The organism is Paenibacillus artemisiicola, from assembly GCF_017652985.1.
Lineage (GTDB): Bacteria > Bacillota > Bacilli > Paenibacillales > Paenibacillaceae > Paenibacillus_Z > Paenibacillus_Z artemisiicola.
This window is the reverse complement of record NZ_JAGGDJ010000048.1, coordinates 1-17,584: the sequence shown is the minus strand read 5'-3', so window position 1 is coordinate 17,584 and position 17,584 is coordinate 1. Positions and strand designations below refer to the sequence as shown.

The following is a 17,584-nucleotide window of genomic DNA, read 5'->3' as shown; positions in this document are numbered from 1 at the left end:
CGGCGCGCCCGCCGATACGAACGGAGATGACCAAGATAACGTTATTATGACAAACCCCCGCCGGGCGGCGGGGGTTGAAGGAATGATGGGGCGGCCGGCTCAGCCCGCGAAGCCCTGGTAGCGCTTGCGGTACTCCTGCGGGGAGAGGCCGACGGTTTTTTTGAACACCTTGCCGAAGTACGAGAAGTTCTCGTATCCCAAGGCGTCGCCGATATCGCTGATCTTCTGGTTCGTTTCGGTGAGCAGGATCTTCGCCTGGCCGATCTTCGCCGAGATGATGAAATCCATGAGCGACTGCCCCGTTTCTTTCTTGAACAGACGGGAGAGATAAGCGGAATTGAGATACACGTGCGACGCCAGCTCCTCGCGGTTCACGTCGCGGATATGCGCCTGCACGTAGCGCTTGACCTTCTCGATGTTGGCGCGGTGATCGCCCTCGTGCTGGCTGAAGTAGTCCATGCCGGCCGTCAGCAGCCGTTCCGCCCAGCTCTTCAGCCGCGCGAGCGACCGCGTGGCCGTTCCGTCGCCGGCGAGCAGCTTGGCGCCGACGACCTCCTTCGCCGGCCAGCCCTTCCGGTGAGACACGTGGTAGACCATATGCAGCAGCAAGTGGTACACGCCTTCCAGCGTTTCGGGCGTGACGGCCGTGCCCGCCAGCTCCTTGCACGCGGCGTTCAGGCGCTCCAGCAGCTCCGCCTTCTTGCCGGATTCGAACAGCACGGTCCATTCCGCCCAGTCGATATGCGCGGGCGCCTGCGCCTGCCGCGCCGCCGCGCGCGCGAAGCCGCGATCCCGCAGGAACAGCACCGCCGCCGTCTCGCCGACGTTGCCCTGCTCCATCTCGAGCAGCGCATGGTACGTCTCGGGCAGGTCGGCGATGGCGGCGGGCTCGCCGACGTAGCAGGACAGCTTGCAGTAGAAATAGTCGGACGACGCTTTCATGTAGCGCCGGCAGACGGCCTCGAGCCCGGCTTCGTCCCCGCGCGGCCCCTCATCCTCGTACAGCAGGGCGAACAGGATGCCGCCCGCGTCCCGGACGACGGCGCCGCCGCGCTCGTCGAGGAACATCTCCTCCGCGCTCTTCAGCAGCGCGTACTCCAGGATCTCCTCGTCCCGCTTGCTGAACGCCTCCCGGAATTCCTCCACGCTGAGCAGGATGGGCCGGACCCTCGCGTCCGGCGAGATCGGCAGGCCGTAGCTTCCGATCGCCTGCGCCAGCCGCTCGCCGCTCATGGCGACGCGCGCGCCCAGGACGTCCTGCCAGAACTTCTCCCACAGCAGCGGCTTCTGCGTCTCCCACAGCCGGGCGTACTTCTCGTACCGCTCCGCGTACTGCCGCTTGTCCCGCTCCTGGCGCAGCTTCTCGCACGCCCGCGCGACGACCTCCGCGATCTGCTTATGCTTGACGGGCTTCAGCAGGTAGTCGAAGCCGCCGAGCTGGAGCGCTTGCTGCGCGTAGGCGAAGTTGGCGTGGCCGGTGAAGAAGATCGTCAGCGTATCGGGGTAATGCTCGTTCACCCATTCCAGCAGCTCGAGCCCGTTGCTGCCGGGCATCTCGATATCGCACACGATGATATCGATCGGATGCGCGCGCAGCGCCTCCTTCGCGGTGCCGACGCCGTAAGCGCTGTAGACGCCGCCGATGCCGACGGACGGCCAGTCGATGCAGGCGAGAATCGCTTCGACGGCGTACTTCTCGTCATCGACGACAAGCAAGTTATACATCGCTGTCTCCTCCTTCGTGGTCCCGCTCAAGCGGAATCCGGATGCGTACGACGGTGCCCGCCGGTTCGCCGGCGGAGAACCGGATCTCCGCCCGGCTGCCGTACATCATGCCGAGCCGGCGACGGACGTTCCAGATGCCGAGCCCGCCGGCGCCCTGACCGTCCGGCTCGGAAGCGCTTTCGCTTTGCAGCAGCCGCAGCTTCTCCGGCTCCATGCCTCGTCCGTCGTCGGACAGCCGGATCTCGCAATCGCCGCTGCCGTCCGGCGCCGCCTTGGCGGCGATGCGGATCCGGTACGGGCGTTCGCCCTCCGGCATGCCGTGGATGACGGCGTTTTCGACGAACGGCTGCACGGTGAGCGGCGGCACGTTCCGGTCCTTCAGCTCCTTCGGCAGGTCGATCTCGTACGTCAGCTTGTCGGGAAACCGCAGCTTCTGGATTTCCAGGTAGTTCGCGATATGGTCGATTTCCTCCGCGAGCGTGATCGTTTCGCGGTGCGCGCGCGTAATGAAGCGGAAGTAATCCGCCAAATGCTCGGTCATCTTCTCGACCAGGTCGTTCTTGCGCAGCGCCGACAAACTGTAAATGATGTTCAGGGAATTCAAATAAAAATGCGGGTTGATCTGCGCCTGCAGGTGCTTGAACTCCGCCTCCTGCTTCTTCAGCATCCCTTCGTAGACGTCGATCTTCAGCTTGCTGATCTGCCCGGCCATCCCGTTGAACGTGTCGATGAGGAACGCGAACTCGAAGGACGAGCCTTCCTTCAGCCGCACGCTGAGGTCGCCGTGCATGATCCGCCGCATCCCCGACATGAGCGCCTGCATCGGTTTCAGCAGCGTCCGCTTCAGGAAGATCGAATAGAGCAGGATGACGACGAGCCCGAGCACCGGAATGAGATAGATCGCGCCCTGAAAATAAAACAGCTGCTTCAGCAGGTTCTTCTCCGGCACGATGGCGACCATATGGATCGGCGCCTGGGCGAAAGGCGCGCCGACCGCCAGGTAGCCGAGCCCGTCGGAAGCGCTGCGGAACTTGCCGTACGCTTCGTTGCCCGGCGTCTTCAGGCTCCGCTCGATCCGCGAGACGTCGCCGCTCGTCAGCGCCGTGGCCGTCAGCGGCACGCCTTCGTTCGACACGATCAGCTCCTCCAGATCCTGATCGGACGGCGCCGCGTTCAGCTCGTCGATCAGCTGCTCGGCCTTGATCAGCGCGCCGACGTACACGTTGGCGCTGGGATCGGCCACCTGCTCGAGGCGGACGAGATAATTGACGCCTTCGGACGAGACGACGTCCCAGCTATGGACCCGACGCGTCTCCTTATCCGCGAGATAGCGGTCCAGCACGAGATGGTACCGCTCGATCTCCGGATAGGAGCGCTGGCTCGTGATGAGCCGCTTGGCCGTGTCCAGGTAGACGAAGAACGTGTCCACTTCTTTGTAGGCGGCCTGATCCTGATCGAACGACGTCAGCACGGACTGCTTCGCGAAGAAGTAGTCGCCGCTCTCCTCCGGATACGTTGAGAGCGTTAACAAATTCGTGTACGACGGATTGTTCGTCGCCTGCCGCAGCAGGTAGCTGACCGTCTGGCCGAGCGCCATGTCCTGCTTCGCCGCCTGCGTGGAGATCAGGTTGGAGTTCGATTGGGACACCTGCTCCCGCACGACGTTCATCGCATAATAATTGTTGTAGAACAAAAACACGATCAGCGGTACCGTAACGGCGATGAAGCCGACGATGAATTTATAGCGAAGCGTACGCTTGCCCCGGACGATAACGACCACCCCGCACCTCCGTCTTGACCTGCTGCGATCCCCTAAAAAAACGCTTAAGATTGAACAAGCAGCTCTAGCGTAGCACACGCCGCAAAAAAAAACAGCCCGTTTCCGATTGGAAACAGGCTGCTTCTGTTGGGAATTATTTACTATCGTTGCGCGTCGACAGCGAGACGGTCATACACGTCATGCCGAACGACGACCTTAACGTCCTTGACCGCCTCGTCGACGAGCGCGGCGTACGCCTCGTCGGCCAGCCGGGCGCGGATCCCGTCCCGCACGTCCCCGAAGGGATGCGCCGCGCCGGGCGTCCGCTTCGTGACGACGCCGACGACGTACGCGCCGTTCTCGCGGAGGACCGCCGTCCGCTCGCCGGGCCGCAGCTCCTGCACGCCGGACGCGAGCCGCGGCGTCTGCAGGGCCGCCGTCCGCGCGGTCTTCGCGTCGAGCGCGAAAGCCGTCACCTTCGCCGCGTCCGCGTAGCCGCTCGCCGCTTCGGCGGCCGTCAGGCCGCGGTCCAGCTTCGCCGCGATGGCTCGCGCCGCTTCTTCCGCCTCGCGCTCGGACAGCGAAGCGCCCGGCGCGAAGGAGACGGCGACGACGTCCGCTTGCACGGCGGCTTGGTCCGCGAACTCCGCCGCGTGCGCGCCGTAGTAGGCGCGGAGGCGTTCGTCGGTCCAGGCCATCCCGCCTTCGAGCTTCTCCTTCAAGGCGCCGAGGAGGTCGGAATTTTGCAGGTTGTAGTAGGCCGCTTCGGTATACTGCGCGGGCCCGTATACGCCGGGGCCGTCCGCGCCCGCCTTCGCCCGCCGCGCGTTCTCGGCCTTCAGCCGCTTCAGGAACGCGCCGTACGAGACGTCGTCCGTCAGCCCCTCGCGCACCGCCAGCAGCTGCTGCGCCTTCAACCGGACGGTCTCCGCAAGCGCGTCCCGCTTCAGCTTGGCGAGCGGCGTCTCCCCGCCGAGCGGCGTCGTCCAGAAACCCGGACCGTCCTCGGCGCCGTACGTCGTCCGGTAATACGCCGCCGTCTTCGCCTTCTGCGCCGCCATCGCCTGCGCCAGCTCGGCCGCCGCGATCGGCGCGCCGTCGACGGTCGCGGCGGCGCGGAGCGGATCGCCGCCCTGTCCGTGCCGCGGCAGCAGGACGGCGGCGACGGCGAGCGCCAGCGCCAGGGCGGCGGCGACGGCCAAGACCGCCGGACGCCGCAAGCGGGAGGCGGAGAGCCCGCGCCCGGACGGCCGAGAGGCAGGCGCTGGCAGCGCGGTAGGTGCCTTCGAGGCGCCAGGCGCCTTCGGCTCGCTCGCCGCGTTCGGCAGGCCGGCCGCGGTCGGCGCCATCGAGGCGCGGGACGTATTTGTAGCACGGGACGCCTTCGTCGAAGCATGCGGCGCCTTCGATGCTTCCAGTGCTTTCGCCGGCTGCGACGGTTTGGGCGCGCCCGGCGCCTGCGACGGTTTGGACGCGCCCGGCGTCTGCGACGGTTTGGACGCGTTCGGAGCCGGCGGCGCATTCGGCTTTAAGGCTGCGTTTCTCATGGCGGACTCTCTCTCCTCTCGCGAGCGGCTCCGGGCCGGTTCGGCTGCTATGGTAAGGGTAAACGGCAACAGCTGACAAAGACTTACGGATTACGGCCGGCGAACGGCCGCTTGCTTAGCCCGGGAACACGGTCTTCGTCGCCAGCGGATGCAGGGTACCCGTGCCGTCCCACACGAAGACGCGGATGCTGCCGCTTCGCTTGATCGTCTCCGGCAGGTCGAGCGTGGCCGTCAGCGTGGCGCTTGCGCCGCTCTTGACGGTCGCGACGTCGGAGAAGCTCCGCACGAGCCCGTTGTCGTCGTAGTATCCGGCGATCAGCGTGAACGGCCGGTCATAGCTCGTGAAGTTGACGACCGTCGCCTTGATCTTCACGGTGCTGCCGGCTTGCAGCGCCGTCACCGGCCTGCCGTCGGCATCGGCGAACGACGCCGGCAGCACGGTCAGCCCGCTGCCGACGTAGACGGTGACGCTGTTCGTCGCGATCGTCCGGCCGCCGAGGGTCACGCTCGCCTGCAGATGCGCCGCGCCCGTCTTGATCGCGGTGACGACGCCGTCGGCCGATACCGAGACGACGGAAGGCGCGTCGTTGTCATAGCGGATGGCGGGACCGTCCGCCTTCAGGTCGAGCGGCCGGCCCGCGGCGTCCGTGCCGGTCACGTTCAGCGCCGCCGTCTTGCCCGGCTCGAGCTGCGCGGCGTTCGAGGTCAGCGCCGCGGCCGTCATGTTGTCCGGCCCGAACGCGTCCAGGTACTGGAACCGGACCGCGTCCCCGACGATCCGGTCCGCGGAGCCGTCGCTCAGCGTGACGGAGCCCGCCGAGCCGGCTTTGAACTTCAGGTTGCCGAGCGGCACCCACTCGCCCTTCGGCGCGTTGTATTCGTTCACGGCGAACGTCTTGGCGCCGCCGTCGAACGCGACCTTGAAGGACGCGTCGGTCGCCCACACCTCGCCGGACGGACGCTGCGGCAGCCGGTAATACACGGCGTAATAGCCGTCCGCCGGCAGGTCCGGCGTCCAGACGATCGTGCCGGCGCCGCTGCCGCCGTCGCTGTAGCGGTATCCGGCGCCGTTCGCCGACGGGCTGCTGCCCGCGGTCCAATCGCCCGTGACGGCGGCGTCGGCGTCGTCCACGACGACGGCCGCGAACGTCGTCCGGACGGACAGCGCGTCGCTGCGCGGCGATTCGTTGCCCGAGAGGTCGCGGGCGACGACGTAGAAAGAATAGTCCGTGTCGGGCTGCAGTCCCGTCAGCGTGGCGCTGTTCTTCATGACGACCGACGCCAGCTTCGCGTCCGTCGCCGCGTCGTAGATGTCCGCGTCCAGCGGCACGCCGTCTTCGGCGGCCGTCCAGGACAGCGTGATTTCCGCGTCGGTCCGGCCTTCCGCCTTCAATCCGGCCGGCGCCGCCGGTGCCGTCGCGTCCGCTTTCGTGCTCGCCGGATCCTCGAACAGACCGATATCCGGGGAACCCGTATAGAGCGCGTTGCCGAACAAATCCCGGCCGCCGTTGTTCGGCACGGCCCGGCCTTCGCCGATCAGCGGCGAGGACGGCTGCAGCTTGAAGCCTTCGGCCTTGGCGATGCCGTCGCCGCCGGAAGGATCGACGAACCGCGGGTCGGCGTTCAGATTGCGGATGCCTTGGCTCGGCGGCTCCGCGCCGAAGAAGTCGTTGTTGTAGAACGCCGGCGCGGCCGGATACGCCGGATTGCCTTGCGGCGTGTAGAAAATATTGTTGATGTAGGTCGACTCCGGGTTGTTGGCCAGAATGAGGCCGTCGCCGTTGTCGTTGTAGAACACGTTGTTGTAAAACACGCCGGGGTCGCTCACTTCCACCGTCCGGCCGGACGCGCGGTGGTTCTGGTCGTTGCGGCTGACGTTGTACCGGTAATAGTTCGTGCCGTTCGTCAGCTGGCCCATATCCATGACGAAGCCGCCGGCGTTGTCGTGCGAGTAGTTGTACTCGAAGTAGTGGTCGCCCTGCGCCAGGATGTCCGTATCGAACGCCGTGGAATCGGCGGTCAGCGAATCCTTGTAATGCACCCGCGCCACTTCGTTGTGCCGGATCGTCGCGCCGTTCGTCTTCCACACCCAGACGCCGGCGATCCATTTGAAGTCGTACGAATTGATGCCGACGTCGTACACGGCGTTGTTCTCGATGACCGGGTTCTCCGCGACGCCGACGACGATGCCGTCGGAGCCCGTCTTGTCGATCGTGTTGCCCCGGATGACGACGTTCTTGTGGTACAACGACAGATCGTTGATGTAGCCGCCGTCCATGTTGATGCCGATCGTCCGGATGTCGTGGATGCGGTTGTTTTCGATCAGCAGATCCTTGTAATAGCCGTGCTTGTCGGGCGCGACGGTCTCCCATTCCCACGCGTTGATCATGATCGCGGCGTTGGCGTTCTTGTTGATCTTGGCGTTCGGATCCGGATTATCCGGGTCGTGGACCCAATCCTCGCCGCTGACCGATAGGCCCGCGACGTCGTGGATGTCGAGGCCCTTCAGCTGAATGCCGCTCATCGGGCCGTTATGATAGGCCATGAGCCATACGCCCGACCGTTTGTGGAACACCGTCTTGTAGTCGTCCGGGTTCGCCGCGTTGAAATTCGTGATCTCGATATCCTGCAGCGTGACGTACTGCTGGTTCTCGATCTTGACCGCGGCGTCGAGGCCGCCGCCGTTGATGACCGGCTTGGCGTCGCCGCCGTACGCGCCGACCGTGATCTGCCCCTCGGGACTGCCGGAAAACTTCATCTCGAACCGTTCGTTCCAAACGCTGCCCGACTTCAGCAGGATCCGGTCGCCGGGGTGAAACGCGCCCGCGACGCCTTCATCGGTCACGTGCCGGAGCGTCTTCCACGGGTGGTCCTCATCCGTGCCGGCGTTCGCGTCGTCCCCGGCCGAGGCATCCACGTAATACGCCGCGCCCGCCGCCGCATCCGGCGCCGCGTCCGCTAGCGCCCGGTGCGGCGCCCACGCGCCGGCGCCCGCCAACTGCAGCGTCACGGCGGCCAAGGCCGCCGCGAGGCCGACTCTCCATCGCTTGCTCGTCTTCATCGCTTATCCTCCCTCGGTCGTCTTGGCGTCCAGCATGCGGATCAAGAGCTGCGCCGCTTCCGCGCGCGTCGTGATGCCGCCCGGCACGAACAGATTGCCGCCTCTTCCGTTCATCAAGCCCTTCTCCGCGGCGAGCGCCGCGTACGGGCGCGCCCACGGCGCGATCGCGGCGGCATCGGCGAACGCCGGCACCGCCGACGCCTCCGGCGTCCAGCCCATCGCGCGGACCGCCATCGCCGCCAATTCGGCGCGCGTGATCGGCTGGCCGGCGCGGAACGTGCCGTCTTCGTAGCCGCCGATCCAGCCGGCTCCCGCCGCGCGGCCCACCGCGTCGGCCGCCCAGGCCGGAACGGCGTCCGCGTCCTTGAAGCCGAGCAGGCCGGCCGCGGCCGCCGGCTTGAACGCCCGGCTCAGCATGACCGCGAATTCGCCGCGCGTCACGGCCCGGTCCGGCCGGAACGTCTCGTCCTCGTAGCCGGTCACGATGCCGAGCGCCACGGCCCGCTGGATGGCGTCCGCCGCCCAATGGCCGGCAATGTCGGTCAGCGCCGGCTTGTCGCCCTGATCGCCGCCACCCGTCTGACCGCCGCTGCCGTCGTCGCCCGTGCCCGCTCCGCCGGTCGTGGACCCGCCTCCGCCGCCCGGATAGACGATCGGCGGATCGTCCGGCGCCGGAGAGCCCGGCGTGAAGTCGAACGTCACGCTGGCCGGACGCGCGACGCCTTCGCCGCCGACGGTCGCCGTGTAGATGCCGGCGTCCGCGCCGGCGACGCTGGCGCTCGTCATCGGGAAGCGGAACGAATAGCGGCCTTGCGCGTCGCTCGTCGTCTGATCGACGTAGACCGGCGATCCCGTTCCGCCGGGACCGGTCACGAGCAGCGTGACGTCCTTGCCGGCGACGCCCTGCGTCTGTCCGGTTACCGTCACCATATTGGCATCGCTTACGCTAACGTCGGCGGTAATGTTCTGCGCCGGCGCCGTGCCGGGCTCCAAGCTCGCAAGGCCCCATTGGCTGCGGAACTTCTTCTTCGTCTCGCCCGTCGTCGTCCAGCCCCATTGCCCCCGGCCCGAAGAACCGCCGTCGTTCAGGACCGCGTTCATCAGCATCTGCTTGCCGTCCCAAGGCTCCGTCAATCCGAGCTCGCCGAGCGGAATCGCCGCTTCCAGCGTATAGCCCTTCTTGTCCGCCGCGCGCTTGGCCGCGAGCGGGAAGGCCGGGAACGCGAAATTCCCGTTCGTGAACACGTACGACTGCGCGCCGTTGCTTACGCTGCCGCTGATGACGACCTGCACGTCGCTAGGCAGCATGCCGTCCGGCTTGTTCGCGAGGTCCGCCGTGCCGAAGAACAGCTCCAGGTTGTCCCCGTTCCAAATATTGCTGCCCGTGTTCTCGTTGATCATCGGCGTGGGATCCTGGATGACCGCGCCGACATACAGATTGTCCGCGTCGTACTTCACGTAAATCGCGGCGCCGTGGGCGTTGCCGCCTCCGTCGGTGACGCCGGCGATCGTCAGGGCGTCCGCCCCCACCCATTCGCCGGCGGGCGCGCCGCCTTCGTCCGTCTCGACGACGCCGTCGATCGAGAGCGCGCCGCTCGCCTGCTTGACGGTCGCCGTCCCCGCGCCGTCCGCGGCGAACGCCTGTCCCGGTCCCGCGAACGCGCCGCCCGCGCTGCCGAGCAGCAGGCTCAGGACGCCGAGCGTCTTCAGCCTCGTGAACGTTCTGCTCATTCCTTCATCTCCTTTGGTCGCTGATCTGACATGCCATGCAAGTTCAGGATACGCTTGCCCGGATGGACTGACTATGAAGGAATGTGCCGTTGTTAGCGTTTTTGTGACCTGATGGGCGGGCATGACGAAACAAGCCTTCCGGCGATGCCGGAAGGCTTGTCCTCACGTGTTACGAAATTCTCTTCTCTGCCGTCTAGCCGCAGGCCGGATCGTTCGTCGGCCATCCCTGCGGCCAGCACTTGGGCGGAAACGACTTCACGGCAACGTTCCGGCTGCCGTCCAGTTTCACCCGGTAGTCATCGTCGTCCCCGAGCGAATAGACGAACCAGTCTCCGACAAGCTTCGTGCCGAACCAATGATCTTCCAAGCTCATGATCCGCTGCTTAAGCCCGGACCCGTCCGCCTTTTTGCGCTCCAGAACGCCGGTGCCTTCGACGGCGTCGTATTCGTAATAGATCCAGCCGTCCTTGGCCGTCACGAAATTCGCGCGAATGCCCGTCAGTTTGACGGGTTTCCCGCCGCCCAGCTTGATTCGATAGATCGGACCGGTATAGGATAAGCCGCCTTCCTCGTCGACGGCTTCCGTGTTGTAGTACATCCACCCTCCGTCCACGATATAATGCGCGGTTCCCTTGCCGGCCAGCTTCGTTTTTTTGCCGTCCGCGCCGATCCGATAGATCCCGTGATCGGTCGAACGGTAGAAAACGGTGCCGTTAATCGCCAGCACGGGACCGCTCTTGTCGCCGAATAACGCCTCGTAGCGAAGTCCGCCGGGCACGTTGCCATCGTTCGAAGCCACCGAATCGGCGTAATCGCCGGCGATTTTCTTACGCCCCTTGCCATCGAGCCCGACCCGGTACAGATCGCCCCCATAGCCGTCCTCATGCGTAAGCACGTAATACACATATCCGTCATGCACGGACATGGAATAATAATCGAGCCGCCCGTTGTCCGAAAACAACGTTTTATTCCCGCTGCCGTCCAGGTTGGAGACATTCACGTTTCCTCTGGTATACTGCTCGATTTTCTCGTCCCCGAACGAAACCCTCTCCTTGCCCGTTCCATGCCAATAGACGACCGACGAACCCGATTCGAATAAAAACCGATCCTGAAAATCATGCTCGTACAACTGCTTCAACAGCGGCTGATCGTCCGTTACGCGCACGACGGCCATGTTTCGATTGTCGCGCAGCGAATACGAGCCAGGAGGAGTAAAATACAACAGCTTCTCCCCGTCGGCGGGCTGATCTTGGGTGCCGTCCAAATACCGTTTGCGCGTCATCCAATCCGAATCTTGGTAATAGATCCATCCCGTTTCGTCTACGCCCAGCAGCTGATTCTCGTCGGCATCCGCCAACGTCTGCGCCATCGCGTCCTTTTGCGCCCCGGTCAGTCCGGCTTGCTGCGCGGTAACGGCCGTTTGGCCCGTCAGCAGCGAAAGCGCGGCCGCGCCGGCAATCAATCCCTTCCAAATCTTCATGCTCGCTCTCCCTCTGGCAGGCTATTTTTCTAGTCCCGTTTAGTAGATTACCATATACAGGATACAGGATAATAGCGGGAAAATAATCGCGGCTGAGGGAGCTTGTCTTCCTGCCCGCAGCGTTTGCCGCCGCGCAAAAAAAAGCGATTCGGCAAGCCCCCTTTCGGGAGCTTGCCGAATCGCCCTTCGCCCGCTTGACTCCGCGCCTACGCTTCCTGCACGTGCCGCGAACGCCCGCGGCGCTGCAGCACGTAGCCGATCGCGATGACGAGCAGGCCGCAGACGAACGGGAACACGTCGTCTGCCCAGCCGGCCACCTTGAGAATGAACGACGCCAGCGTCTCGTTCTCTTCCAGCATCTCGCCGGCGGTGTAGCCGAGGATGCCCGCGCCGAGATAGATGAAGATCGGAAACTTATGCAGCACGACCATGATCAGCTGGCTGCCCCAGACGATGATGGGAATGCTGAGCGCGACGCCGATCGCCATGATCCAGATCTGATTGTTGGCGATGGACGCGATCGCGAGCACGTTGTCGAGGCTCATGATGAAGTCGGCCACGACGATCGTGCGCACCGCCTTCCACAGCGATTGCGCGCCTTCGATGTCTTTGCTTTCCCCGTCGTCCTTCAGCAGCGATACCGCCACCCAGAACAGCAGCAGCGCGCCCGCGACTTGAATGAACGGCAGCTTCAGCAGGTACACGGCCACCACGGTAAGCACGATCCGCAGGCCGACCGCGGCCAGCGCGCCCCACCAGACCGCCTTCTTGCGGTTGTCCGGCGGCAGGTTGCGGCTCGCGAGCGCGATGACGACGGCGTTGTCGCCGCTCAGCACGAGGTTGACGAGCAAAATTTCCAAGATCAGCAACAGAAAATCCATTTCACTGCCCCTAACCTATACCAGGATACGGTATTCTTCCCTCCATTATCGCACAGTTGAATCAGGATTGTCTAATGAGGCATCGCCGTCACGCTTGCTTGAGCGGCTTGGCGGCGCCGAGGCCCGGACGTTCGGAGCGGCCCTGCGAGTGCCGGTACAGCTCGTCGTAATAGCCGCCCGCCGCGAGCAGCTCGCGGTGCGTGCCCTCCTCGACGATCTCGCCCTGGCGCATGACGATGATCCGGTCGGCGTTCATGATCGTGGACAGCCGGTGCGCGATGACGAGCGTCGTCCGCCCTTCGGAGACGACCGCCAGCGCGCGCTGGATGAGCTGCTCCGAGTGCGAGTCCAGATTCGCCGTCGCCTCGTCGAGAATGAGGATGCGCGGCTTGAACACGATGATCCGGGCGAACGAGATGAGCTGCCGCTCGCCGGCGGACAGGCCGCTGCCCCGTTCCGACAGCAGCGTGTCGTAGCCGTCCTTCATGCCCCGGATGAGCGCGTCCGCGCCGACGAGCCGGCATGCCTCGATGACTTCCTCGCGCGAGATCGCGTCGTCGAAGAGCCGGACGTTGTCGACGATGCTGCCGGAGTACAGGTACGGTTCCTGCTGCACGAGGCCGATCAACCGGTGCAGCGTCTCCTGCGGCATGTCGCGGACGTCCGCGCCGTCGATGGTCACGCTGCCCGCCTTCACGTCGTAGAAGCGGCAGAGGAGGCTGATCAGCGAGCTCTTCCCCGCGCCGGTCGTCCCGACGATGCCGATCATTTCGCCCGGGCGCACGTGCAGGTCGAGGTGATGCAGGACGGGGATGCCGTCCGTGTAGCCGAATTTCACGCCGTTGAAGTCGATCTGCCCCTTCACGTTGGCGACGTCGAGCTTCGCGTCCGGCCGATCCTGAATCTCGGGCACCGTATCGAAGATCGACCAGATCCGGTTCATCGATACCGAGGCGGACAGAAGCGTGTTCCACTGCTGCGTGATCGTATTGATCGGCTGGAAAAACTGCCGGATGTACGTGATGAACGCGAACAGCACGCCGAACGGGATCGACTCCCCGAGCACCGCGTTGCCGCCGACCCACGTGACGAACGCCACGGACAGGTTGCCGAGCATGTCGAAGGAGCGGTTGAACAGCACGTTGGTGCGGATCTCGCGCAGGTTGGAGCGGAAGTACGTCCGGTTGCGCTCCGAGAACTGCCGCTGCTGCTCCTTCTCCTGGTGGAACACCTGGATGATGTGCATCCCCGCGAGGTTCTCCGCCACGAAGGCGACGAGCCGGGACAGGTTCGTCCGCGCCATTTGGTACGTCGTGCGCATGTAAGTGCGGAACGAAATCGCCATCACGGCGATGATCGGCAGCAGAATCAGACAGTACAGCGTAAGGTGCACGTCGAGCCGGAACATGAGCACGATGATGAACACCAGCGTCAAGCCGTCGCGGAGCACGCTCAGCAGCACCTGGCTGAAGAACTGGTTGATCGTCTCCGTGTCGCTCGAAACGTGCGTGATGAGACTGCCGCTCGGCACGCGGTCGAAGTACGACATCGACTGCCGCGTGATGTGGCGGAACAGATTTTTGCGGATGGCCGCGACGATGCTTTGTCCCGCGTGCTGAAGCAGATTGTTCTGCAGGTACGTGAACAGGAAGCCGCCGACCGAGAGCAGCAGGTACACGCCCGCGATCAGGAACAGCATGTTCGCGTTCGCGTCGCCCTTCGTGAGATGGTCGTCGATCGCGATCTTCACGAGATACGGCTGCAGCAGATCCGCGGCGATCGCCAGGATAATGCAGCCGAACACGGCCAGAAACGTCGTCAGATGCGGCCTCGCGTATTGGAACAGACCCTTGTACGCGGAGCTGTTCGACTTCGGCGGCTGCGGCAGCGAAGGATCGCCCGCGCCGCCGTCCGCCTTGATTTTCTCCCTCGTCTTAGCCAACGCTGTTCCCCTCCTCCTGTATCGCGTGCAGCATCGCGTAGATGCCCTTCTGCGCGAGCAGCGTCTCGTGCGTGCCCCGCTGCACGATGCGCCCTTCGTCCATGACGATGATCTCGTCAGCGTGCTTGAGCGCGCTGATCCGGTGGGCGATCAGAATCGTCGTCTTGCCGCGGCGCTCCTTGCGGATCGTCTCGATGATAGCCGTCTCCGTCACGGCGTCGACGGCGCTGACGCTGTCGTCGAGGATGAGGACCGGCGCGTTCATGAGCATGCCGCGCGCGAGCGCGGTCCGTTGGCGCTGGCCGCCCGAGAGCGTGACGCCCCGTTCGCCGAGCTTCGTCTCGAAGCCGTCCGGGAACGTCATGATGCTGTCGTGGATCTTCGCCTGCTCCGCCGCCTTCTGCACGAGCGACAGCTCGGAGCTGCGGCGGAAGAACGCGATGTTGTCGCGGATCGTCGTGCTGAACAGGAAGCCGTCCTGCGGCACGTAACCGATGCCGCCGCGCAGGCTCTCGAGCGTCAGCTCGTTCAGCGGCGTGCCGCCGATGTTGATCGTGCCGGAAGGCGTATCGAAGACGCGGAGCATCAGCTTGACGAGCGTCGTCTTGCCGCTGCCGGTCTTGCCGATGATGCCGAGCGTCTTGCCCGGGGGCACCGTCAGCGTGATGTCCTTCAGCGCTTCCTTGGACGCGCCGGGGTATGCGAACGTCAGATGGTTGACCGTAAGCGGCGCGTGGGCCCAGTCCACGTCGACCGCCGCTTCGTGCTGGACGATCTCCGGTTCGCGGTTCATCAGATCGTTCACCCGTTCGAGCGACGCCCGCGAGCGCTGGATCGTGTTGATGACGTTGCCGATCGCCTGTAGCGGGTTGACCATCATGCGCACGTAGAGCGTCAGGGCGACGAAGTTGCCGAGCGTGATCCGGCCCGTCAGCGTCAAGTAGCCGCCGAACGCGAGCGTGATGATCAGCGACAGCGCGCCGAGGAACGGAATGAGCGCCTGGAAGAAGGAGGAGACGCGCACGAGCTTCAGCTGATTGTCCTTGATCACGTCGACCGTCCGGCCGAACCGGCCGTTCATGATGTCCTCGACGGCGAATTTCTTCGTGACCCGGATGCCGCCGAACTGCTCCTCCGCGGATTCCGTCATTTTGCCGAGCGATTCCTGCACTTTGTGCGAGCGCGCCCGGATGACCGGCCCGAGCTTCACCACGATCCACGGAATGGCGATCAGCGGCGAGACGCAGACGAGTATGAGATAGAGCGGGATGTTGCTGACGATCATCATGACGATGGCCGCGACGATCAGCATCGCGGCGTTCGCCGTCTGGTTGACGCCCATCGAGATCGATTCGCGCACCGTCGTCACGTCGTTCATGACGTAGCTGAGCAGCTTGCCGACGCCGTTCTTGGAATAGAACTGCTCGCCGAGCTTCGTGAAATGCTTGAACAGCTTCTTGCGGGCGTATTGCTCGAAGAGCCGTCCGACGTACATGATATGGAACTGCCCGATGCCGCCCAGGATCCCGTAGGCGAGGCCGATGACCAGCAGCGTCAGGCTCGCGTCCATGACGGCCGTTTGCGTCAGCCCCTGCTGCTCCAGCTGGTCGGTGAACTTGCCGAGCACCTTGGGATAATACGACTGAAACAGGTTGGCCGCCAGCGTGAACGACACGCCGGAAGCGTAGATGTACCACTTGGAACGAATAAACGAAATCAATAGTCCGCGCCTGTTTGCCATAGTGCAGCTCCTCCCCCATAACCGATTCGTGGCCTTGCCGTGCTTGCTTGCCGTGCTTGCTTGCCGTGCTTGCTTGCCGTGCGTGCTTTTCGTCCGAATCCATCTCCCCGGCTTCCCCGTTGCCGGAATCGCGCGCCGAAAAAGCCTCCCGCAAACGGATCAGCTTGCAGGAGGCGATGGACGCTTGCCGCCGGCCTGCCGCCTGCGACTCAGGCGGAGCTCCGGACGACCGTATGCGGTTGTGCGTTCGCGCTGCGGGCCGATCGCGCGCCGTCGTACGGGGCGCGTTCCCGATGCGCCGCTTCCGTCGTCCGGCTTCGCGCAGCGTCCGCTCGTCCGCCGGCCGATGCCGGGACGATGCCCGAAAGGCCGCGCCCGTCCGCGGTCGTTTCCCGCCCCGCGCGCTGTCGGCCGCAGGATGCGCAAACAAGCCCGGACGCCTGGCGCGCCGTGCCGATTGCCTGTTGTGCTTTGCGTGCCGTGCCGACTGCCGGTCGTGCCTTGCCGATTGCCTGTTGTGCCTTGCGTGCCGTGCCGATTGCCGGTCGTGCCTTGCCGATTGCCGTTCGAGCCTCGATGTCCTGCCTCAAGCCGAGCACCTCTTCTCCCCAGACTGGCGACGCGTCGACGTGTTAAAGCGAACTGCCCGCAGGAGCGCAAGCCCAACCGCCGTCCTAGCTGAATTTGGAAAATATTTGGTACCTGTAAACCGCCAAGTAGTATCGTATCACATCGCGCCGCAGAACCCAATTGCGACGTAAGCGGTTACGGGGCCATTTTCACAAGCAAGCACGTGTTATATAATACGGAGGACTGATTTGCGCCGAATTTCACGACCTTCTGCAAGGATAGGAGTGCAACCATGGATATTATCGAAATCGAAATGCGATTGATCGACGAGGATACGGATCAGCCGCGCTACCAGTTCGACCAAGAAGCGCTGGAGGAGCTCATGCGGAGCATCGAAGAGCTTGGCCTGCTCTCCCCCATCAAGGTGCGGTCGACGCCGGACGGGCGGTACAAGATCATCTACGGCAACCGCCGGTACAAAGCGTGCAAGATGCTGAACAAAGCCGCGATCCCGTGCATCGTCTCGACGGCGACGGACGAGATGGACATTTATTTGGAGCAGATCGCGGAGAACCTGACCCGCGAAGGCTTCTCGCCCATCGAAGAAGCCGAGGCGTTCCACAAGCTGATGAACGACTCGAAGTTCAACAGCTCCCTGAAGTTTCTCGCGAGCAAGCTCGGCAAGCCGGAGACCTACATCAAGAACAAGTGCGAGCTGCTGAAGTTCGGCAGCGCCGTCCGCAAGCTGATCGTCGCCGGCACGCAGATCCGCAAGGACAAGCTGACCGAGGACCAGGTGCTCCCGCTCAAGGACCTGCCGCTCGAGCACCGCGACCCGCTCGCGCTCCTCGCGGCGAGAGACGAGCTGCCGGTCGGCGACGTGAAGAAAATCGCGAAGCTGTTCAAAGACAAGGAGATCTCCGACGGCACGAAGGACAAGCTCTTGTACAAGTCCGGCTACGAGCTGCTGCAGACGTGGTCGACCGTGCAGCAGAACAAGAAGGAGCGCGAGCGCGCCGCCGAGCTGAAGGCCGAGCAGGCGGAACGCGCCGCCGCGGCGAAGGCCGAGAAGGCGCGCCAGGCGGCGGAAGCCGCGGCGGCGGCCGAGGCCGCGCAGGCGAGCCGGGCCGCGGAAGCGCCCGCGGCC

General features: G+C 64.6%; 10 protein-coding genes. 1 reads left to right on the top strand and 9 read right to left on the bottom strand.

The features are described from left to right. Positions 1-99: 99 nt before the first annotated feature. From I8J29_RS28435 to I8J29_RS28395, 9 genes are all read right to left on the bottom strand, one after another. Positions 100-1,725, bottom strand: a complete 1,626-nt coding sequence (locus I8J29_RS28435; RefSeq protein ID WP_208850722.1) for a response regulator transcription factor — start codon at positions 1,723-1,725, stop codon at positions 100-102. Next, positions 1,718-3,505 carry a sensor histidine kinase gene (locus tag I8J29_RS34530; protein WP_208850721.1) on the bottom strand — a complete coding sequence of 596 codons (1,788 nt, stop codon included), beginning with the start codon at positions 3,503-3,505 and terminating at the stop codon, positions 1,718-1,720. The genes I8J29_RS28435 and I8J29_RS34530 overlap by 8 nt, the downstream gene beginning before the upstream one ends. Before the next feature lie 140 nt (positions 3,506-3,645). Then, complete coding sequence (locus tag I8J29_RS28425) at positions 3,646-5,031, bottom strand: peptidyl-prolyl cis-trans isomerase (RefSeq protein WP_208850720.1); 1,386 nt, start codon at positions 5,029-5,031, stop codon at positions 3,646-3,648. Positions 5,032-5,146: 115 nt separating this feature from the next. Beyond that, the gene (locus I8J29_RS28420) at positions 5,147-8,092 is read right to left on the bottom strand and encodes a golvesin C-terminal-like domain-containing protein (protein ID WP_208850719.1); all 2,946 of its coding nucleotides are present in this window, start codon (positions 8,090-8,092) and stop codon (positions 5,147-5,149) included. A gap of 3 nt (positions 8,093-8,095) precedes the next feature. After that, positions 8,096-9,823: an S-layer homology domain-containing protein gene (locus I8J29_RS28415; protein WP_208850718.1), complete on the bottom strand. Its 1,728-nt coding sequence runs from the start codon at positions 9,821-9,823 to the stop codon at positions 8,096-8,098. Positions 9,824-10,016: 193 nt separating this feature from the next. Beyond that, the gene (locus tag I8J29_RS28410) at positions 10,017-11,303 is read right to left on the bottom strand and encodes a DUF5050 domain-containing protein (protein WP_208850717.1); all 1,287 of its coding nucleotides are present in this window, start codon (positions 11,301-11,303) and stop codon (positions 10,017-10,019) included. A gap of 206 nt (positions 11,304-11,509) precedes the next feature. Next, complete coding sequence (locus tag I8J29_RS28405; protein ID WP_090643849.1) at positions 11,510-12,184, bottom strand: TerC family protein; 675 nt, start codon at positions 12,182-12,184, stop codon at positions 11,510-11,512. Between the two features lie 88 nt (positions 12,185-12,272). Further along, complete coding sequence (locus I8J29_RS28400) at positions 12,273-14,126, bottom strand: ABC transporter ATP-binding protein (protein ID WP_420831170.1); 1,854 nt, start codon at positions 14,124-14,126, stop codon at positions 12,273-12,275. Then, entirely contained in the window at positions 14,119-15,867 is a 1,749-nt protein-coding gene (locus I8J29_RS28395; protein WP_208850716.1) for an ABC transporter ATP-binding protein, read from the bottom strand. Before I8J29_RS28395 ends, I8J29_RS28400 begins: the two co-directional genes overlap by 8 nt. 862 nt (positions 15,868-16,729) lie before the next feature. On the opposite strand from I8J29_RS28395, the gene I8J29_RS28390 reads away from it, so the two are divergent. Further along, the coding region (locus I8J29_RS28390) for a ParB/RepB/Spo0J family partition protein (RefSeq protein ID WP_208850715.1) at positions 16,730-17,584 on the top strand (855 nt) is incomplete at its 3' end.